This is a genomic window from Streptococcus tangpeifui, from assembly GCF_011038795.1.
In the GTDB taxonomy this organism is placed as follows: domain Bacteria; phylum Bacillota; class Bacilli; order Lactobacillales; family Streptococcaceae; genus Streptococcus; species Streptococcus tangpeifui.
Genome location: NZ_JAAKDU010000003.1, coordinates 86782 through 108498, shown reverse-complemented (window position 1 = coordinate 108498; position 21717 = coordinate 86782). Strand labels below are relative to the sequence as shown.

Here is a 21717-nt window from a genome sequence, read left to right as displayed (position 1 = left end):
TAAAGCTTGCAAAGCAAGTGTCAAAATGCTCCAGTTGACTTTGGCAGTCTGGGGATAGACTGCCAAAGCCTGCCAGCTAAAAACAGGAAAGTGGCAGAGATCTGGGGTTTAAAATAAGAGAGCAGGAAAAATCAAAATCGCGATGTTATCACGATTTACTGATTGAGTCCCACTCTCCTTTTAAATATTTTCATCTTCTAAGTGATAGGCTTTAACCAAGGTCGTGTAGACAATAATAATAGCCAGAAGGACCAAGCTGACACACCAGATAGCATAAGGTCCTACTAAATGGGTCAAAATCCCTGTGATAATGGCACCGCCTACAAAGCTACCGACGACTATACTGTAGTTGATAGCCTGACGCTTGGTCTGACGGTGATTGCCCTTGCCTCGAAAAAGATTAAACCAGGCCGTAACCATCTTTCGGTAGTTCCCTGAGGTCATCATAATAACATAGGCATGGTCTTGAACCTTAGTGCCCGTGAAGGTCAGCATCATAAGACCTGTGCTGGCAGATAAAAGCGGAATCCAGAAGAATTCGTCCCTTGGAAAAAATGGGTATAGAAAACTGGTTATGGCTAAGGGCAGGACACTCAGACTCCGCCAATGAGCGTTCTTAGCGTGCTCCTTAACAAGAATTCCCAATAAAAATCCCACAGTAAAGCAGACCAGAGATAAAATGCTGGCAATTGTTCGCTCAGGATGGCCTTGACCCCAGTCAGCAATTAAGAGAAGCATGTTCCCTGTTTGCGTGGCAATCAAAGTACCGAATTGCATATTTGAAAAAACATCAAGGCAACCACCAACCGATCCTAAGAAAAAGGCCATCAGGCGCGTGTCTTGAGGCATTACCGAAAGTTTCTTTGCCATTTCGATTTATCCCTACTCCAATTGTTATAAGCTCATTTTACCCCTTTTCATTGAAATTTACAATTTATTCTCAATTGAGATAATTATTTCAAAAGTTACATTTTCCTATCATTTCCCTGATTTACCGGAATCTAACTTAAAGTAAGCTTGTTTCTATGTTAAAATACAAGTGTCTGAGTAATCAGACAAAAACACGTTAATTGTCTAAATTGTTTGGAATCTCTCCCCATTTATTCGAACAATTTTACTTGCACCTAGTATTAAGGAGGAAAATTATGCAAGAGAAGACACATTACAAACTGCATAAAGTTAAAAAGCACTGGGTGACCATCGCGGTAACCGCAACAGCTGCTACAGCACTTTTTGCAGCTGGCAGTCAAGCCAGTGCTGACCAAGTGACCCCAGCTCCTCAAGAACAGGCAGCTGCTCAGCAAAATACCGAAATCAATCAGGCCGATGATCAAAAAGCAGAACAAGCACCTGTTGTGCAGCAAGAAGCTCCAGCTGCCGAACAAAAACCAGTTCAAGGCACTCCTGAAGTAGCCCCTGGTCAAGATGGATCAGGCGGTGATCAAGGTCAAGCTGAAGAAGCTATTCAGGAAAGGCAAAAACAAGAAGAGCAAAATAACCAAGTCGCTGAGAAACAAGAGGGGCAAGTTGCCAATCAAGCCGCCGCTCAAAATGACCAAGCAAACCAAAAACAAGAGGCACCAGCCAACAATCAGGCAGCTCAACCAGCAACTCCAGCTCAGCCTGCTGGGTTAACCATCCAAGCGCCCAACAACAGCCAAGCTGCTAATTCATTCAATGAAAAAAATGGGAAGTGGTACTTCCTTGATGCCAATAAGCAAAAGGTGACTGGCTGGCTGAATATTAATGGACAGCGACTTTACTTCGACAAAAACGGCACTCAAGCTAAAGGGGTTAATGTCACGCTTGATGGAGACACCTACCATTTTGATCCAGATACCGGTGAAATGTGGACTAACCGTTTTGCTCAAATAACAAGCTATGATTCTGATAATAGCAAATATCCTGATTGGTATTATTTCGGAGCAGATGGCAGCATGCGTACTGGGTGGCAAACTATCGACGGTAGAGAGATGTACTTCATAACTCCAGATAAAGTCATAAATACCCCATATTTTAAACGCAATATAGGAGCTCAAGTTAAAGGACGCCTTCAAACTATTAGCGGACACGACTATTATTTTGATCCAGATACTGGCGAAATGCTGACAAATACCGACATAACTATCAAAGGTATTACCTATCATCTTAACGAAGATGGTCACGCTACTAAAACAACACCTGATCATCCAGAAGATACGCAACAGCACGGCCATTTTGAGCAAAAGGACTTCTACAATGATCCGCATTCTTTTCACTACAATGCCTGGGTTTATATCGGTCAGGACGGTCTGCCAGCGACTGGCATGCAGACGATCAATGGTCAAAAACTTTTCTTCTCCCCCCTTTACGGTGAACAAGCTATAAATAGACTTGTTGGACATGATGGCAACCTCTACTATTTTGGTGAGAATGGTGCAATGGTTACGAATCAAAGAATTAAAATCGAAGATGGTTGGATTCATCTAAGCGCTGACGGAACTGCTGATGATGGCTATCGCCGAAATTATGATGGCAGCGTATCTGTTTACAAAAAAGATGCCAACGACAAGTGGAATTGGGTGAAAACAAACTAATCATTTAACACTTAATTTCTCCAAATCTTAGCGGCAGACCGCATTCGGGTCTGCTTTTTCTCTTTCCATAAAATCATGAGCCCCTTTTCTAGAATTTACTACTCTTTAAAAATCAAAATGCTATTTATTGACCTAGCCTTACCAATCTTCAGTATTATAGTCTGTCGCTGACTTTATCTAGAGACCTAATTATTCGCTGAATAGTTAAGGATGTCTGTGACTCGTCGACTAGTCTGATCCGGGATAACTCGACTACACTTTAAGTTTTCTTGAAGATTAATTTTCTTGCTAAAAAATGAGATTTATCACATCGAGGTTACAATCTGTAATCGTTTTAAAGACGATGCCGACAGGCTTTCCACAGTATGGTACAATACAGGGGCATAAGGAGGTAAATTTTATGCAAGGAAAGAGAACTTATACGATGCACAAAGTGAAAAAGCGTTGGGTAACCATTGCTGGTACTACTACTGTCCTGTCGGCTGCTTTGCTGGCTTCTGGTTCAGTCAAAGCTGACCAGCAAGATTCTACCGTAGTACGTGGCGATAGTGCTGCTGTTGTGACTAAACCTACTGAGACTCAACAAGGTCAAAATATTCAGGCAGAGAATCAGCCAGCAACAGACCAAGAAACAGTTTCTGGGACTGAACAGGTTCAAACGGATACTGAGCAAAAATGGCAAGCCGTTGATCAGCCTAGCCAACCTGAACAGGTAGCTGCTGCTGTTAATCAAGCTCAGGCAGCCAGTCAAGATGCGGTTCAAGTTCAAACGAATGATGCCCAGCAAGAGCAAGCTAGTCCTAAAATCAGGGATAGTCACGCCATTATCAGCAAAGATGATGCCAATGTGGTTGATCAAGATAAGCAGACTGGTTTCTATACAACTGGCGATAATGCATGGTATTACGCTAATGAAGATGGCAGCTTGGCCAAAGGTTTGCAAAGCATCAATGGTCAAACGCTCTATTTCGATACCACAACGGGTAAACAAGTAAAAGGCGACACTGTGAAGATTGATGGAAAAGAATACTACTTCGACCAAGACACAGGTGATATGTGGAAAGATCGCTTCCGCCAAATTGATACTCAGGACTACCGCGGTGTTGCACCAGGTGCCAAGGTAGGTATTGCTTGGCTCTATTACCAAGCTGATGGTTCTGTAGCGTCCGGACTGACAACCACTCCTGATGGTCGTACCCTCATGTTTAATACCTATAACCATCAACAAGTTAAAGGAAAACTAGTCAATACGGATGGTAACAATTACCGCTACTTCGACCTCAATACAGGTGATATGCTGCGTAATACAAGCATCTACGATGGCAGTCAAAAATATAATATCGACGCCAATGGTATTGCAACTAAAGCTTAACGACCTTATCCAAATCCAAAACTACTCTAACAAATAAAAAAGACTTCCTCGAGTGAGGAAGTCTTTTAAATAGCTGTGATTTTACAACCTTTATTAGTTCCAACCACGGTAGATGGCAACGCCATTATTATCGAAATAATAATACTGACCGTTAACTTCTTTCCATTGATTCGTAATCATGCTGCCTGAGTTAGCATCAAAATAACGAAGTTTGCCATCAGAAGTTCTTACGGCTTTGCCTTTGGCTTGGATACCGTTTGCGTCAAAGTAGACACGCTGGCTACCAACTGTTTGCAGACCAGTCAAGACTTGGCCGTTTTTAACGTACAGCCATTGACCTTGAGCGTTTGAGTACCAGCCGCTGCCAGTCACCAATTGGCCTTCCATACTGTAGAAACGGAGAACTGATCCATCTTTGATGGTTTGACCTTTAGCAATGGTTTGGGTGATAGCTACACCATCTTTACCGATGATATAAGTCTTACCATCTGACCCCTTAACAGTGCGGTTATAAACTTGGTCGCCTGAGTTAGCATCATAGTAACGAATCTTACCATCAGCGCCCTTGACGATGTCCCCTTTAACTTGTTGGCCATTAGCCTTGAAGTAGAGTTTTTGACCACGAACAGTTTGTGCACCAGTAACAGCTGCACCATCCTTACCAAGATAGAACCAGTGACCAGTCTTATCTTGGACAAAGGTATCAGTCCACATGTCACCAGAGTCAGCATCAAAGAAGTACAGTTTACCATCTTTAGCTGTTACAAAATCACCCTTGACTTGTTGACCGTTAGCCTCAAAGTAGAGATGTTGTTTGCCAACAGTTTGCGCACCGGTAACCGCAACACCATCTTTACCAAGGTAGTACCAGTGACCAGCTTGGTCAGAAATGAAGGCATTGGTTACTGCATTACCGTTATGCTCATCGAAGTAACGAACCTTACCATCGCGAGTAACGATAATCTTGTTCTTAGCTTGGATACCATCCTTATCGAAGTATTGGTCGTGTCCGGCAACTCGTGTTACACCAACAGCCATTACACCGTTTTCAAAGTAGCGCCAGCTATCATTGCCAAATTGATAGTAACCATTTTCATAACGTTTACCATCATTAGCGTAGTAGTGGCTCTTACCATCTTGATCAGTGAAGATACTATTGCGAAGGGCAGCACCATTAGCGAGGAAGTAATAATTGGCTCCTTGAATGTTTTGAGCACCCATAACCATGTATCCGTCTTTACCGAAGTAGTAAAGATTTCCTGCTTCGGTGATGAAGCTATCCTTAACTTGCTCACCAGTTGTGCTGGAGTTATAGATATATCCTTTACCATCGAAGCGAATACCTGACTCAACAACTTTTCCAAGCATAGCACCTGGCAAGAAGACCTTACCTTCTGCAACGTTGAAATACTTATTGCTTGCTTGGTCGCTGAGGACATAGTTAGCACCGCGTCCAAGGATATTGCTGCCATTGAAGTATTTAGCAGACCATTGTTTAATCTTAACAGATGGATCTATTGCCTGACCGGTAGAAATTTGTTTCTTGGTGAAGAGTTCAGGATATTTCTCCTTCAATTCATCAAGGAAGGCACCACCGTATTTAGCTTGGTAGTCATCACCAGAGCCTTTAGTATCTGTTACATAAAGAGTATGGTTGATTTGACTGCCAGCAATTGGTTTACCAAATTTATCTGTCCGAGTAACGGTAACCACTTCTTTTTTAGGGAAGGTATACATTTGGTCTGGAACCCAGTCTGCCATAACTTTTAGTCCAGCTTTATGAAGCGCTTTAATGGCTTTAACGAGATGTTCTGCGGTACCATATTTATTTGCCTTAGACATACCAAGGTCATAGCGGTCAGTAAAGGCATAACCGTTTTGGATAACAGAATCAAGGAATTGACCGTCTGTAGATGACACGTACTGTGGTGCCATTTCGAAGTCTGTGATTCCCCATGAAACGAATTTGTCAACGTTTTTAGCAATGACAACATTAGTATATTCGTCTTCCTTGGTTGCGAAAGCTTGGAAGTTAGAGAAACCTTCAAACATAACGCGTGAGTCCATAGCAGCATCTTGGTGAAGGGATTTGCCATCTGTGCTTGCGGCATCGCTAGCTGCAACACGGATATCTTGGTCAGCTGGTGCACCAACTGGTACCCAAACTTGAAGGAAACCAGAAATTTGTGGGTTAGCCACACCTTTAAGGTCGTCATTCAAGAAGTACAAATAACCATTTTCATCCGTACGCTTAATCATACCAGCCTTGCTAGCATCTGCATCTGTAGCGTAGGTAGCAACACCGTCTTTAGTTGATACCATAAGGGCACGGTATTCTTGATTAGCATGGGCAGCACCCATATTGAGGGCTACTACTTTACCTTCCAAACTAAAGTTTGGCTGGTTCCCCATAACAACACCGATACCTGATGTGCGAGTTGTTGCATCACCCTTATCGCTTTGTTTAAGAGCACCCTTACCGTAACGGACAGATGTCAAGATTTCACCATTACCAATTTGGTAGTTTTGCATGGCTTGTCCACCTGAAACATACTTCATCCGTGCCTTCAAAAGGGACTCGATGGCATTGTAGTTCACGGTCTTGTTAGCCATGTATTGGCCATCGTCAGTAAACATATCTCCGTAGTAAATACGTGGGATAGAGCCTTTATTTGTTAGGAGCAGAGTGTAAGACAACGGCACATTGTAGTGCGTATATTTCTTGTTGGTCTTCTTCAAGTCTTCGTTGTAGATCTTGAAGGCCTGATCAATTTCTTCTTGAGTGAATGAATATCCAAATGAATTTGGATTAATTTCTGCCTTGATGATATCACGAATCAAATCTTGTACTTCACTATCGTGGGCACGAGCAAAGCTATAACTTGGAATTTTTTCCACTTCACGATCATCAACTTCACGGTCAACCACACTGTTGTGAATCAACGGATTCAAGCCAGAACGTTTATCAAGTGGCTTAGCCAATGACCAAAGCATTGACAAACGGAACTTGTTATCCATATTCATGAGGTTGTCACCTTCATCGTGAAGATAAGGTGTATCATTATCACTCCATGCTTCTACGATAGAAACATGGTCGTTGGCATTTTTATTATTTTTATCAATCTTGTAAGCAGACTTAAGGTAGTCGCTAGAGATTTGCAATAGATCGGCATCAACATTATCCACCGCATCGACACGGATAGAGTCAAAGTTGGCTTCTGGATCATTAGCATAAATACTACCGAAGTTAAGAAGGTAGTGCAACCAGTTCAGGCTTTCAGCTTGTACAACTGGGTTGGAGTTGTCCACATCGTTAGCCAAGAGATACTCGTAGCCTCCAAGCGGATCATTTTGGTTGAAGGTGAAACGAGGATCCAAAGAACCCGTTTGGTTGGTCGGCGTGCGGTTAAGAATACGGTAACCAGACTGAGTATCAGGTGTTAAAGCTGTTTCATTGTCGAACTTGAGAGCACCATTTTGCAGGTGGTCATCATAAGGTTTTTCACTTTCACCATTCCATTGCGGTTGGGTCTTAACAAAGGCAGAAATTGCCTCGCGAAGCCATTTAGTATTCTTTTCACTTGTAATTCTTTGCTCAATACGCGCTTGAACTAATTCTGCTGCTGCTGTCAAATCAGCTTGGCTAGTTTCGGCGGTATAAGTTTTGTCAATACCGACAACCTTGTTCATGTAGTTGACATAGTTACGTTTTGTTTCGGTATCAGGCCACCAAGCCATCAAAAGCGGACGGAAATCATCTTTGGTCGATTCTGTCCAAGTTTTGCCATCTTTCAAGATGGATTTTGGACGATACCATGAGTCAGCTGTCAGATAGTTATCAATAGCTTCAAAGTTTTCTGCTGCTGTGCTGTAAGCACGGTTATTAGCCGCAAATGTTGCTGTTGTCTGATTAGCCGAAGACGAAGTCTTGTCAGCACCTACTTTTGATGTATCTTTATAAGCGCCGGTTTCATCAAAGTAAAAAATAGCATCACCAACACTGACAGCGAAATTCTTTTTCACATTCCCATCAGCATCGTAATAATAATACTTTCCATCAACCTGTTTGACGTTTGACAGATTAGTCAAGGCTTGGGGAACAGATTGGGCATCAGTTGCAGCTACAGCAGCTTGAGGCGTCACAGCATCAGAGACTTCTGAATTATTATCTGTGCTAGGAACCCATTGAGCTTCTTGCCCATCAGTGTTTGCGACCTGAGCGTCTTGGTTAACTGCTACTTCTTCAGTTGAACCAGCATCTTCTGATGTCGCAGTGGCAGGAAGGGGTGCAGCCTGATTATCTTGGCCGCTAACTGCCTGATCTCCTGCTACCGCAGCATTTGCAGCATTGTTCGCATCAGTTGCTGCGGCGTCCGTATCAGCACTGGCTACTGAAGCACCGAGTGCTGAAGCAAGCATAGTGGCAGATGCAACAGAAATAGTTACCCATCTCTTTTTGACCTTGTGCATCTTGTAGTGTACATTCTTCTCCATCAAGGGAGTCCTCCTAATTTGAAAAAAGTAACGATGTCTAACTTTTTTAATAGTTAAACTATTTTAATCGTCAAGCTATTCTAACATAATTTTAAAATTATTTCTAGTTATTGACAATTATGTTAAACGTTTTCTTGTTGATTTTAAAAGAAAAATTGCCGGAAAATCTCTCGTAAACGTTTTCAGATGACTTCCTTTTTCAAAATTTATGTCATAACTTGTCATAAAGCATCATTCTTCTTACTTAATAATACAAAGTCATTTCGTTAAGAACAGAACGATTAGCTAGCAAATACTATCTCCAATTCGATAGACCGTAAAGAAAACGAGAATTGTCCCATAACTGCTCTCGTTCGCCAACTACTTGTTTATTCTTCTCTCAGTTGATGATGAAGGCAATAAAAAAACAGGCCCGAAGCCTGCTTTCTGCTTATTTTGCGATTGGGTAAACAGATACTTGCTTCCTATCGCGTCCTTTACGTTCAAAGCGAACAACACCTTCAACCTTAGCGAAGAGGGTATCATCTCCTCCGCGGCCAACATTGGCACCTGGATAGATATGAGTTCCGCGTTGACGGTAAAGAATTGAACCACCAGTTACGGTTTGACCGTCAGCAGCTTTAGCACCAAGGCGCTTGCTTTCTGAGTCACGTCCGTTTGATGTAGAACCTCCACCTTTTTTGTGAGCGAAGTATTGCAAGTTAGAAAGATTAAGTTTAATCATAATATTTTCCTTTCGTTGAAAGCTTATTTTATGACAGGCCGGGCAACATACTGAGATGAATTTTCCGCTAAATTTTCCAAGCCGATAACGACCGAAGCAAATAGCGTCTGCCAAACCTGCTCTTGATGAGGAGCCAGTTCTTGAGGCTTTTCAACCTTGAGAAAGCCTCCTTCATCTGCTAATTCCATTTTCGGCGACTTACCGGTCAAAACTTCTACCGAATTGATAAAGTTAAGGGCCAGCATAGAAACCGAAGCACAAATCACATCAAAGCCATACTCACCACTGCCGGCGTGACCTGTAATTTGCATCCCAGACCAACCTTTTGCGTCTTTGGTAAATGTTGCTTCAATCATGATTAGAAATTAAGCGTTGATCACGTTGATAACAACCTTGGTGTAAGGTTGACGGTGACCTTGTTTACGGTGGCTACCTTTTTTAGGTTTGTATTTGTATGATACAACCTTCTTTTGTTTTCCTTGTTTTTCAACAGTTCCAACAACGCTAGCTCCGTCAACAAGAGGGCTACCAACCTTAGTAGCATCTCCACCAACAAGAACGACTTGATCAAATGTCACTTCTGCCCCTGCTTCAACGTCAAGTTTTTCAACGTAGATTGCTTGACCGACTTCAACTTTAACTTGTTTTCCACCAGTTTTGATGATTGCGTATGTGCTCATTATGCACCTCCTATAAGATTTTTGGACGAAGGATAAAATCCTTCTTGTGAAGACTCGCCTAGAATCGTGAGAGCCGAACTCTTACTTGACTGAGACTTTTTACTAAAGTCTCAAACGATTTTCGTGCGGTTGCACAGGATGTGCATATTAGTCAACTTTTATAGTATAGCATAGTCACTTAGGTATTTCAAGGAGTACAGTTAATTTATTTAGCTTTTTTCTCTTCAGTAATCGAATTAGGAAAAACAATAGCCAAAGAAACAAATAGAACAGTATACATCATAGCCGATGGCCAAATGGTCAAACTTAAAAACAATCCTAAAGTTTTCAAAAACATATCAAGTTTTAGCCATCGACTCTTTTTGACAGAGAAAGTTTGGATGGCTTCTGCCTTTTGGTTTTCCTTAATATGCGAAAGATCACTCTGCATCCACAAATTTGAACAAGATATCGCTATCACAATAATACCATAAAAGGACTGAGCAGCTGAATTATTGAAATCACTTGCAACCAGATTAGTGGCATAAGGAAAAAAAGAAGAGAAAAACAGCATTAATAAAGACTGCCAAACTGTTTTATTGGAAATACTTTTAATATCATGCCAATTACGATGCAATAAAACCCACATGGCCCCTAACCAAAAGAAGGAAATAGTATAGGCAAAGAAATTCATTCGTAACTGCCATAGATTTTCCCAAGAAATAGGGTTTGGTTTCTTTAATTCTAAAACTAAGATTGTCATGATAATAGCCAGTATAGCATCTGTAAACGCAGCTAAACGTTCCTTTGTCATTGTAAACCTCTCTCATTATGTTTCCTACTGTACTGTTATTGGCACTAAGCCCAGAACCGCTCTTTTGACTAATTTTTGAAAACGTTCTAAATCAATACTCTGTTCCGTAGTCAATATCTGATAGCGCTCCTGCCCCTCGTAATAGTAATGAGATGTCAGTTGGTATCCATTGCGCTCATAAAAGGACAGCCGCTGTCTTCTTTGTCCACTATTGGCGCGTCTTTCTCGACAGGCTCTATCGTTAAAATAAGCGGTTTTCTTCCAGCATATTCACGAATCTGTGCTAATATCATACTGCCATATCCTTTGGAGCGAACTGACCCATTAACAGCTAAAAAAAGGATAAACACCTGCTCCTTAGATTCAATAATATAAGCAAAACCAACAAAGCGTTCCTTATCATAATAGGCATAGCAAGTCACCAGAGAGCGCAAGCTATTTAGCAGCAAGCAAAAATAAGGAAAGCGCTCACGAGGTGGAAAAGCTGAAAGATATAATCTTTTAACATCATGATAAGCTTTACTAAAAAACTTCACTTTTTGCTGAGCTAAAGTCATTGATTCCCTTTCTTATCAACCATATCTTTGCTACCATTTTAAATTCACCAATTCCTTCATTTCTTTATAGGCTGTATCAACCTTCTCTTTCATGGCACTATCTAATTTATGACGGTATTTACCGCCTTTGATGAAATCCTCCAGAACCAACGTTTGATAATTATAGGCATCATAACCTTCATCAACTGTTTGGCCGGTAGGCTGCCGCCAAACCATGGTTGGATGAGCTTTGACGGTTTTGATAACAGTCTTTTGACCCGCCTTTTCAAAAGTCACATCCATCAGCAAACCACGTTCGGTCCAAATATCATCAACTGTTTCTTGATTTTGGTTGGAGATAAAATTTCCCATAGAATAGATGATAAATTTCTTTTGTCCATCCTTATGCAAGGTCTCTGCTGGTTCCACCACATGGGGGTGACCGCCGAAGATGACATCAGCTCCCCAGTCGATCATCTTATGATAGAACTGGACTTGTTCATCGGTCGGATCCTTTTGGTATTCCACTCCCATCTGCGGCATGACAATAGTGATATCCGCCTGCTTTTCAGCTTGGGCAAGTTCGGCTTTCATTTGCTTTTCATTCAAGTCGGATAAATGCTTTTTGTACTCGCTCTTACTTAGATTGGACTCCATGCCGTTATAGCCATAGGAATATCCTAGGATAGCAATTTTAATCCCATTAACCTTTTTTATAAGAAAGGTCTCCTTGCGGCGATTTCTCTGATAGATACCTATGGTATCTAACCCAAGCTTATTGAAAGTTTGAGCAGTTTCCAGAGCACCAGACAGACCGGAATCCAAAATATGATTGTGGGCCAAGTCAATAACATCATAGCCCGTCTCTTTTAAAGTCGTGGCAATAGAGCTAGGAGCATTGAAAAGAGGGTAACCTGCAAGAGGGTAACCACTGCTAATCGTTCCCTCATAATCTCCAAGGGCTAAATCAGCATCTGAAATCCAATTTCTTGCATACTTGAAGTAGGGATTGAAATCATAGCCGCCATCCGACTGTCTAGCGCTCATGTAGAGAATATCGTGGATTAGGATATCACCATTGGCTACAACTCTAGCAGTTTGTACCTGACCGGACTTTGTTTCAGACTTCTTAGCCCAGCCGCTCGCATCGTAAAACGCGGCCACCACAAGAATGGCCAGAACCAAGGTCACACAGATAAGGCTAGTTCTTGAGAGTGGCAACTTTTTCATAGACATTCCCCTTTTGTTTACTATTTATACAGTATTATAGCATGTTTCCGCTTTCAAAAAACTACTATTAGAAAAATCACTCCAATTAAAAATTAAAATCGTGATAAAATCACGATTTTGATTTATTCTTATCCCACTCTCATGAAACTGAAATTAAACAAGAAGCAACAACTACCGAAAAGGTTAGATAAAAAAAGCTTATCCTCATATAGAGAAAGTCAGCGTTTAAAGACCACATATTGAAATGATCAATGTGGTCAAAAATAGCCAACATTCCTGTCATGGACAGCTGTCTCCCTAATCCACGCCAATCTCAACTCCTGTTTGTTCAATCAGCTTAGCCAAGTTCGTGAAATCAGCAAGAGGGAGCCTTGTTTGACTAGCCATAACTTGATACACTTCTGGACCTTCATAATAATAGTGGGGAGTTAAATGATAACCATTCGATTGGTAGAAGGCCAGACGGCGGAGCCGCTGACCGTAATTGCTGGCGGCCTGATCTGAGGGCTCAATAACCAAAACTCTTATCCGACTGCCTGCTTGTTGGGCTACTTTGGCTAGGATGGCCGAACCATAACCTTGGGAATGCTTGTCCTCCACTACTGCTAGAAAGAGCAGATAATAGACTGTATCTGACATAAGACTGTAGGTGAAACCAACAAAATCTGAATCATCATAATAAGCTACAAAATCTGCTTGACCAGAATCCGCTTTCTTCAGTAACCAATCCCAGTCAAGGCGTTCTTCGGGAGGAAAGGCTGTGAGGTAAAGTGATTCAAGATCACTTACTAAACTCTTTGAGACGCTCTTTCGCTTCTTAACCGATTTCGATAATAGCTTCATTTGTTGCTTTTCTTTCTGTGAACCAAATGTGAACAGGTTTGCCTGATTTATTAAGTCCAACTATGACCAGTTGATTTTTCCCAGTATTTCTTACCTTGGCAACTTGCGTAGAATTAGCATCCGAAACAAACACTGAATAGTTCTTACCGTTAGGGTAACCTTTCAAATCTAAATAAATACTTGGATCACTATAACGGCCACCATTATCAGCCTGATAGTCAGTAACTGACATAAATTTAAAGTCAGTCACCTGATTTCTTTTATCTGTAAAATAACGGTGAGCTTGGTAACTTCTTATAGAAGGATATAACCAAAAGCAGAAGATCATCCCCATTAAGAAACAATAAAACAAAAAATTCTCTGAAAAAAATTTTTCTGTTAAAGACTTCTTTAACTGTTTAGCAGTCTTTTTCTTTGATTTAGCAGTCGACTCCTCCCATTCTGGAGCAATGACTACTAGTTTCAGGAAATAAGCTGCCACTAGGACAAATAGTATAACCGCTATTAAAAATCCTGCAGAATAAGCACCTGATGAAGATGGATTAGAGCTGCCTAGCACATTAATCGCATGGCGATCCCAATTATAAGGGCCAAGTACTCCATTTAAAAACTCCCAGATATTGCGCACTTATCATCCCCTACAACAAGTCCTCAATCATATCATCTACGGCATCGTTTTGACCTTCCGGTGTGATTTCAGAAACCATAATGCCTTTAACCGCACGATCAATAAGGCCTTCAACATCGAGTCGAGCTTCGTACTGCTCGACATTTTTGATTTTAGGATTGGTTTTGGGACGGTCAGGTGCAAAAATGGTACAGCAATCTTCAAAAGGTTGGATAGAAATCTCAAAAGTATCAATTTTTTCGGCGATATCAATGATTTCCAGTTTATCCATAGTGACCACTGGACGGATGACTGGCGTTGCTGTTACCGCATTAATGGCTTGCATGGATTCTAGTGTTTGACTGGCAACCTGGCCGAGACTTTCGCCATTTATGATGACCAAACCATGGCGCTGCTCACGGATCCTATCGGTAATCCGCATCATAAAGCGACGAGTCAGGGTCATGAGGTAGGCTTCGGGTGCCTTTTCCTTTATTTCCTCTTGAATCTCCGCAAAGGGAACTTCGATAAATTGGATATTTCCGCCAAATTTCGTTAATTTACGCGTCAAATCCTGCGCCTTCTTCAAAGCACCCGGACTGGTATAAGGTGGGCTAGCGAAGTGGACTGCTTCAATATCTACCCCTCGTTTGAGAGCCAAATAGCCTGCTACAGGTGAATCAATACCACCTGAGAGCATGAGCATACCTTTGCCTGCTGTGCCAACTGGCAGACCGCCAGCACCCTTAATTTCTTCATGAGAGATATAGGCTGCTTCATCACGGATTTCTACCTTGAGAGTAATATCAGGCTTTTTCATCTGAGCCTTGATATTAGGGAGGACATCAAAGACGGCTCCACCAAGATCTTGATTGAGCTCACGACTGTCTAATGCAAATTGATGATCGCTGCGTTTACTGGAAACCTTGAAGGTTAGTCCTTCATGATAGAGACCAGCCATAATGTCTTGGACAGCCTTCCGCAGGGTGGGCATATCTTTTTCCAATTTATAAACTGGTGAAAAGGCTTGAATGCCAAAAATCTGCTTGAGACTTTCAGCGACAGGACGGTAGTCAGCCCCATTAAGGAAAACATGACCGCGATCTCGGTCTGCTGTTACCGTGACCTCTGGGTAGATAGAGAGAACATCTTGCATATTGCGTTTGAGCGTATTAATGAAACGCATGCGATTTTTCCCCTTAGTCGAAAGCTCACCGTAGCGAATCATAATTTCAGAATACTGCATATCATCTTTCAAAAGTCCGACGATCAACTGCCGGACATCCTTTCTTATTTCTTATCCTTAACGGACTTTCTTGGTCTTTTCGTAAACTTGTTTAAAGATAGTTAGGAACTGCTCAACTTGACTCATATCATTGTCATCATCCAGGCTGATTCGGACAGCTGTCTGAGCTGCCTTGGTCGGTACTCCCATCGAAATCAGCGTACCGGCTGGTTTGCCAGCCTTAGAGGAGCAGGCACTGGTGGTGGAGATATAAATTTGATGCTCTTCAAACGCATGTACCACTACTTCTCCCCTAACTCCCTTAATGCCAAAGGTTAAAATATTGGGAGCAAAGTCTTGACTTTTTTCAGAAAAGAGCTTGATATCAGGGTACTTACTCAATTCATCGTAGATAATAGCTTTCATCGCCGCAATCCGAGGCAGGGCCGTTTCTTCCTTAGCCAAGGTCAAACGCAGGGCTTTGGCCATAGCCGCAATACCGGCTAGGTTTTCAGTCGTTGAGCGCAATCCATTTTCCTGACCGCCTCCTGTCAAAAGCGGACTGATGCGCTTACCAACCTTCTTATAGAGAAAGCCGACACCACGAACCGCGTGAAACTTATGTCCCGAGAAGGAAGCAAAGTCAACTCGGTCAGTCAAATAGCTGGCAGTCGGAATTTTTCCGATAGCTTGAACAGCATCTACATGAAAAGAGATAGTCGGCCGATCAGCCAAAATTTCTGAAATAGCTTGGATAGGCTGGACAGAACCAATTTCATTATTGACAGCCATGACTGAGACCAGGATGGTATCCGACCGTAGGAGGCCAGCTAATTGTTTCACATCTACAAAGCCGCGGCTGTCAACAGGGGCATAAGAGACCTCAAATCCTTGAGTAGCCAACCATTTAGCAGATTCTTTGACAGCTGGATGTTCAATATCTGACACGATAATATGTTTGCCGTAGGGGGCTTTTTCAAAGGCTAGTCCCTTGATGGCCCAGTTATCGCTCTCAGTTCCGCCAGATGTGAAAAAAATTTCTTCAGCTGACTTGCCTAATAGCTGAGCAATTTGCTTGCGAGAAGCCTCCAGCAAACGGGTTGCTTGGTCGCCAAGGCCATGCAGGCTGGAAGGATTACCGAAAATTTTAGCTGCCACCTCTTGATAGCTGTGAAGGGCTTCGGAATAGGGTTGGGTTGTAGCTGAATTATCAAAATAAATCATAGTCGTTCCTTTAACAGTCAATTAGTTTCATTATAGCATAATTTAATAGGCAAGAGGCAGGCAGAAAACCGATTCAAGGTTCGGACATGAAGAGAAATGACCCTGCCACTTTATTTAAGAATTTTTTTTCAGATTTTGGTAAACTAGTAGCTAGAAAACTTTTTTAAGGAGAAAATTCACCATGTCTCAATACTCACGTTCGCAACGCAGAAAGAAAGAAAATACGGAACTTAGTCACACCCCTATTCGCCAAGAAACAGAAAGACGTATTCCTAAGGCAAGAGCTACTAAAAAAATTGCTCGTGGCGCTAAGAAAGGTTTCTCAGCACTGCAAAAAATAGTGGCTATTGCGGCAGGGCTTGTTACTATTTTGGGGGCACTGGGTTATTTTGCTATCTCCCGCAATAATTCCAATAACGACAAATCATCTGACACTTCTACGACAACGGTCATTAAAGAAAAAGAGGACAGCAATAGTCAGGCAAGTTCTAGCGATGCTAACAACAGTCAAACGCAAGATGGTCAGCCAACAGAGGATCAAACCCAAGGACAGGATCAAAATGGAGAAGCAGCTGATTCTGGACAAGCTAGTGACCAAGGAGGTCAGATCGACCAAGGGCAAACTGATGGAAATGCTGGTACGACTGATCAAGGGCAAACTGGCGGAGACGCTGGCCAGACACCTCAACAATAATGCTAACCTATCAAGAAACCTTGCAAACTATCCACAGCCACAAGGCTTATGGACGCCGGCCTGATTTCAGGCGATTAAATTGGCTATTAGATAAACTGGGAAGGCCCCAAGCAGGCTTTCCCAGTCTTCATATTGTCGGGACTAATGGCAAAGGTTCAACCACTGCTTTGCTCCAAGCTATCTTTAGTCAAGCCGGCTACAAGACTGGGACCTTTACCTCGCCTTTTATCACTCGTTTTAATGAAAGAATAGCTGTTGACGGCCAGCCTATCAGCGACCAAGATCTAGTAAGAACTTTCGATTTAGTCCGCCCTTGGCTAGAGAAACTGACTGAGACAGAGATGGGGACTTTGACAGAATTTGAATTAGTCACGGTTCTTGCTTTCCTGTATTTTGAGCGTGTACAGCCAGTTGATATCGCCATCATCGAAGCTGGAGTCGGCGGCCGCTTTGATTCAACTAATATCATTACGCCCTTGGCTACTATCTGCACTTCTATTGGTTATGATCATTTGGATACCTTGGGCAACCGTCTGGAAGACATTGTCTGGCATAAGGCCGGAGCCATCAAGTCTGGACGCTCAATAATTCTTGGTCCAGTCCCTCAGAAAGCTCAGATCGTTTTTGAAAATGAAGCCAAGCAGTTACAAGCTCCCCTCTATCAAGCAGGTCGGGACTTTTGGATTGAGGATACCAGCAATGGCTTTGATTTCAAAGGTCCGTTGGGCAGCTTGCAGCATTTAAGCCTGAGCCTTCTCGGGTCTCACCAGCAATATAATGCAGCCTTGGCCACTGAGGCCAGTCTCCTTCTTCAAAAACATTTTCCTAAGATCGATGAGGCTGCAATCAGGACTGGTTTACGATCTGCTTTCTGGCCCGGTCGCGGTGAACTAATCGAACCTAACATTCTGCTGGACGGAGCCCACAATCCCCAAGGTATTCAGGCCCTAATCAATCTTTTAAAAACAGATTTCCCAAACCGCTCTAAACAGCTGCTTTTTGCAGGCTTAAAGCGAAAAAATCTTTCTGGAATGTTAACGCTGCTAGAGGGGCTGGAGCTCAGCGTCACCACTTTTGCTTTCCCAGAAGCAGCCGATTTAGCAGACTACCCTGAAACCTACTCAAAGGTTGCTGATTTTCGAGAATGGCTGGATAAGGCCAAGGATTCTGACGATCTCTTTATCGTGACAGGCTCCCTCTATTTTATTTCGGAAGTGCGCCGTTATCTTTTGGATCAAAAGAACTAGCTAAAATCCCAAATCATGAATTGATTTGGGATTTTTTGTCTTTTATCTTGTCCTCCGTTTGATGCAGATCTATTAGCCTTATCTCATCGTAACAAATTCTTCCGCACCTGTCGGGTGGATAGCGACAGTGTTGTCAAGATCAGCTTTGGTAGCTCCCATCTTAATCGCAACCGCGAACCCTTGGATCATTTCGTCAACACCATAGCCGATACCGTGGAGGCCGACAACTCTTTCATCTTCGCCTTGAACAACTAATTTCATGCGAGCCACTTGGCGATTGTCAGCCAAGGCTGTATACATAGAAGTAAAGGATGAGGTATAGACTTTGATTTGATCTTTCCCATACTGCTTAATAGCTTGTTCTTCCGTCAAGCCAACCTTGCCCATGGCTGGGTGACTAAAGACTACGGTTGGGACATTGGTATAATCCATCTTAGCTGTTGTTTGACCGTTGAAGAGACGCTCTGACAGCTGACGTCCTGCCTTGATGGCAACTGGGGTTAACTCGATCTTACCGTTGACATCACCGATAGCGTAAACACCTGATACATTGGTATTTTCGTATTCATCAGCTTGGATAAAGCCACGCTCGTTAAGCGCCACACCGGTGTTTTCCAGTCCGTAGCCCTTCGTGTTAGCGACACGCCCAATAGCCCAGATAATGACATCAGTGGTATGCTCCTCACCATTTTCAAAGATGAGGGTTAAGGAACCATCAGCATTCTTGACCACTGCTTTTGGTACACAATGTTTATGCAGGGTTGGACCGTCTTTTTCCATTTCTTCCATGAGAGCGTCCGTTAGGTAATTGTCCCAGTTGCGAAGAGGGCGATCCTTACGAACAAAGAGGTGGGCATCACTGCCTAGGGTATGAAGGAGACCAGCAATCTCAACACCGATATAGCCAGCTCCTACAATAGCCACGCGCTTAGGAACCACATCTAACTCAAAGAAGCCATCGGAAGTGATACCATACTCAGCTCCCGGGATATCAGGAACGAGGGCGTGCCCACCTGTCGCAATGAGAATATGGGGCGCTGTATAGGTTTCACCGTCAGCTTCTAAGATATGGGCATCAAGAAAGGTGACATAAGCATTCAGTACCTCTACACCATTTGCCGCAAATCCTCGTTCATAGGAGCCATGGATACGGTCAATGTAGGCTTCACGGTTATTTTTCAGGGTCGTAAAATCAAAAGTTGTATCTCCCACTGTAAAACCGTATTCACCAGCATACTTATGAATCGCTTCAGCAACCTGAGCCCCATACCACATGACCTTTTTAGGAACACAACCACGGTTGACACAGGTCCCGCCAGTCTCCGCTGCCTCAATCAAGAGCACTTTTGCGCCATGCATAGCAGCTCGGTTAGCCGAAGCAATCCCCCCAGAACCACCGCCAAGGACAATATAATCGTATTCTTTTACCATAAGAATCCCTTTCTATCGTTTCAGTAGACTTAGAGTATCATAAATAGGGAAGGCAGGCAATTTTCTGATACGACTATAAAAGGCAAACGATCTTATCGCCTGCCTTTTACTAATTTTTACTCCTAATTATCCTTGCTTCAGATAAAAAAGCTGTAACACACTTGAGTTTATCTTTTTCTATGTCTTATCTACAACTTCTTGTGTCAGTGCTTCCTTTACTGCCTCTGCTACATTCCTCGGTATGCCACAGTTGACGATATCATCCACATCTGCTTCTTGAATCTTGGTCAGGCTTTTGTAATGCTTGAGCAGGAGCTGCTTGCGTTTAGGTCCAAGGCCAGAAATGCCGTCCAATTTGGAGCTGAAGCTATTCTTGCTGCGAACCTGACGATGGAAGGTAATAGCAAAGCGGTGGACCTCATCTTGTACACGCTGAAGGAGAAAGAATTCCTCGGAGTTCCGTGGCAGATCAATGACTTCCAGAGGATCACCAAAGAGCAATTCATGGGTTTGGTGCTTATCGTTTTTTTGAAGACCTGCAATAGGAATGTCTAAGCCTAGACGGTCTTGGATGACCTCTTTGGCAATATTGACCTGACCTTGTCCACCATCGATCACGATTAAATCAGGTGGTGTCAAACCATCTCGCATGACCCGACTGTAGCGACGATAAATAACCTCACGCATACTGGCATAGTCATCTGGGCCAACAACCGTCTTGATTTTAAACTTACGATAGTCTTTCTTACTGGGTTTACCGTCAACGAAGACGACCATAGCAGCAACTGGACTAGTTCCTTGAATATTGGAATTATCAAAGGCTTCAATACGGCGAGGGGCTGGGATATTGAGCAATTCTCCAAGATTTTCAATAGCTCCTTTGGTCTTTCTGATATCTTTTTCCAAAAGGTCAAACTTTTGCTGCAGACTGACTCTGGCATTCTTGGTCGCTAGGTTGACTAACTGCTTCTTCTCGCCGCGCTGTGGTTTAATAACCTTGGTTCTTACGACCGCCTTGACAAGCTCAGCATCAATATCCTGCGGAATAAAAACTTCTTTAGGTAGAAAGTGCTTGCTCTCACGATAGAATTGACCGACATAGGTGAGAAAATCCTCTTCAGGCTCATTGTAGTAGGGAAACATATTGACATCCCGCTGAATGAGCTTGCCCTGACGGACGAAAAAGACCTGTACACACATCCAACCCTTGTCGACATAATAGCCAAAAATATCGCGATCAATCATATCTTGGTTCATGATTCGCTGCTTGGTACGCAGGGTACTGATAGCTTCCAAAAGATCACGGTACTCGGCAGCTCGCTCAAACTCCATCAGCTCTGACGCTTTAAGCATTTTATCGCGGATTTGATCGACAATCTTATTATCCTTGCCGTTGAGGAAATTTTTGACATCCTCTTTGAGACCGTCCCAGTAAGCCTGATCAGTGTGGCAAACAGTGTGGGCATTGCATTGTCCTAAATGATAGTAAAAACAAACCTTATTAGCTGGATTGGTACATTTTTTAAAAGGGAAAATACGATCCAGCAGACGCTTAATCTCGGTTGCTGCTCCTGAATCGGGGTAAGGACCAAAATAAATCCCATCTTTGCGGTGAACCTGACGGGTAATCATGAGGCGAGGATAAACCTCGTTAGTAATCTTAATATAAGGGTAGGATTTGTCATCCTTGAGCCGAATATTATACTTGGGCATATTCTCCTGAATCAGATTGATTTCTAGGAGAAGGGCTTCGGTATTGGATCCCGTGACGATATACTCAAAATCGGCGATTTCTGAGACCAGCATCTCCGTCTTCGTATCGTGACTGCCGTGAAAATAAGATCGCACCCGATTTTTCAGATTCTTAGCCTTTCCCACATAGATGATAGTACCATTTTTGTCCTTGTGGATGTAGCAACCAGGACTAGCTGGCAGCAACTCCAACTTGTGCTTAATCAATTCATTCATAGAATTATTATAACAAATCTCATTTTTAGGGACAGTAATTGACACGATTGGATAATGGCAGATTTTCCTCTAA

Annotated in this window: 17 protein-coding genes, 1 pseudogene and 1 other annotated feature; of the genes and pseudogenes, 4 read left to right on the top strand and 14 right to left on the bottom strand. The window is 42.7% G+C overall.

Going from position 1 to position 21717, the window contains the following annotated elements:
• Positions 1-180: 180 nt before the first annotated feature.
• Positions 181-870 carry a YoaK family protein gene (locus G7Y32_RS03745; protein ID WP_165210799.1) on the bottom strand — a complete coding sequence of 230 codons (690 nt, stop codon included), beginning with the start codon at positions 868-870 and terminating at the stop codon, positions 181-183.
• Positions 871-1145: 275 nt separating this feature from the next.
• On the opposite strand from G7Y32_RS03745, the gene G7Y32_RS03740 reads away from it, so the two are divergent.
• Positions 1146-2576, top strand: coding sequence for a KxYKxGKxW signal peptide domain-containing protein (locus G7Y32_RS03740; protein WP_165210796.1), 1431 nt, complete (start codon positions 1146-1148; stop codon positions 2574-2576).
• 400 nt (positions 2577-2976) lie between these two features.
• Positions 2977-3948 (top strand): KxYKxGKxW signal peptide domain-containing protein, encoded by a 972-nt coding sequence (locus G7Y32_RS03735; protein ID WP_165210793.1) that lies wholly within the window; start codon positions 2977-2979, stop codon positions 3946-3948.
• A 93-nt stretch (positions 3949-4041) separates the two neighbouring features.
• Here the strand turns inward: G7Y32_RS03735 and G7Y32_RS03730 are convergent, their stop codons facing one another.
• From G7Y32_RS03730 to G7Y32_RS03680, 11 genes and pseudogenes are all read right to left on the bottom strand, one after another.
• Complete coding sequence (locus G7Y32_RS03730) at positions 4042-8442, bottom strand: glycoside hydrolase family 70 protein (protein ID WP_165210790.1); 4401 nt, start codon at positions 8440-8442, stop codon at positions 4042-4044.
• A 430-nt stretch (positions 8443-8872) separates the two neighbouring features.
• Positions 8873-9166 carry a 50S ribosomal protein L27 gene (gene rpmA / locus G7Y32_RS03725; RefSeq protein ID WP_004229856.1) on the bottom strand — a complete coding sequence of 98 codons (294 nt, stop codon included), beginning with the start codon at positions 9164-9166 and terminating at the stop codon, positions 8873-8875.
• Positions 9167-9189: 23 nt separating this feature from the next.
• Complete coding sequence (locus G7Y32_RS03720) at positions 9190-9522, bottom strand: ribosomal-processing cysteine protease Prp (protein ID WP_004228332.1); 333 nt, start codon at positions 9520-9522, stop codon at positions 9190-9192.
• A gap of 9 nt (positions 9523-9531) precedes the next feature.
• Positions 9532-9846 (bottom strand): 50S ribosomal protein L21, encoded by a 315-nt coding sequence (rplU, locus tag G7Y32_RS03715; RefSeq protein ID WP_165210787.1) that lies wholly within the window; start codon positions 9844-9846, stop codon positions 9532-9534.
• A 40-nt stretch (positions 9847-9886) separates the two neighbouring features.
• Positions 9887-9987 (bottom strand) — a sequence feature (ribosomal protein L21 leader region).
• A gap of 64 nt (positions 9988-10051) precedes the next feature.
• Positions 10052-10639, bottom strand: coding sequence for a TMEM175 family protein (locus G7Y32_RS03710; protein ID WP_002264144.1), 588 nt, complete (start codon positions 10637-10639; stop codon positions 10052-10054).
• A 24-nt stretch (positions 10640-10663) separates the two neighbouring features.
• A pseudogene (locus tag G7Y32_RS03705) lies at positions 10664-11196 on the bottom strand (GNAT family N-acetyltransferase).
• Positions 11197-11226: 30 nt separating this feature from the next.
• On the bottom strand, positions 11227-12405 hold the full coding sequence (locus G7Y32_RS03700) for a CapA family protein (RefSeq protein WP_165210784.1): 1179 nt from the start codon (positions 12403-12405) through the stop codon (positions 11227-11229).
• A 297-nt stretch (positions 12406-12702) separates the two neighbouring features.
• Positions 12703-13248, bottom strand: a complete 546-nt coding sequence (locus G7Y32_RS03695; RefSeq protein ID WP_165210781.1) for a GNAT family N-acetyltransferase — start codon at positions 13246-13248, stop codon at positions 12703-12705.
• A complete protein-coding gene (locus G7Y32_RS03690) occupies positions 13223-13876 on the bottom strand; it encodes a hypothetical protein (protein ID WP_165210779.1) in 654 nt (217 codons plus the stop codon). Before G7Y32_RS03690 ends, G7Y32_RS03695 begins: the two co-directional genes overlap by 26 nt.
• 10 nt (positions 13877-13886) lie before the next feature.
• Positions 13887-15101: a tRNA uracil 4-sulfurtransferase ThiI gene (gene thiI / locus G7Y32_RS03685; RefSeq protein WP_165211307.1), complete on the bottom strand. Its 1215-nt coding sequence runs from the start codon at positions 15099-15101 to the stop codon at positions 13887-13889.
• 57 nt (positions 15102-15158) lie between these two features.
• On the bottom strand, positions 15159-16304 hold the full coding sequence (locus G7Y32_RS03680; protein WP_165210776.1) for a cysteine desulfurase family protein: 1146 nt from the start codon (positions 16302-16304) through the stop codon (positions 15159-15161).
• Positions 16305-16485: 181 nt separating this feature from the next.
• Between G7Y32_RS03680 and G7Y32_RS03675 the strand changes: the two genes are divergently transcribed.
• Positions 16486-16998 carry a DUF4175 domain-containing protein gene (locus G7Y32_RS03675; RefSeq protein WP_165210773.1) on the top strand — a complete coding sequence of 171 codons (513 nt, stop codon included), beginning with the start codon at positions 16486-16488 and terminating at the stop codon, positions 16996-16998.
• Positions 16998-18245 (top strand): bifunctional folylpolyglutamate synthase/dihydrofolate synthase, encoded by a 1248-nt coding sequence (locus G7Y32_RS03670; protein ID WP_165210770.1) that lies wholly within the window; start codon positions 16998-17000, stop codon positions 18243-18245. The genes G7Y32_RS03675 and G7Y32_RS03670 overlap by 1 nt, the downstream gene beginning before the upstream one ends.
• Positions 18246-18323: 78 nt before the next feature.
• On the opposite strand, the gene gorA is transcribed toward G7Y32_RS03670, so the two are convergent.
• Positions 18324-19676 (bottom strand): glutathione-disulfide reductase, encoded by a 1353-nt coding sequence (gorA, locus tag G7Y32_RS03665; protein ID WP_165210767.1) that lies wholly within the window; start codon positions 19674-19676, stop codon positions 18324-18326.
• A gap of 177 nt (positions 19677-19853) precedes the next feature.
• Positions 19854-21644 carry an excinuclease ABC subunit UvrC gene (gene uvrC, locus G7Y32_RS03660; protein ID WP_165210764.1) on the bottom strand — a complete coding sequence of 597 codons (1791 nt, stop codon included), beginning with the start codon at positions 21642-21644 and terminating at the stop codon, positions 19854-19856.
• Positions 21645-21717: the final 73 nt, after the last annotated feature.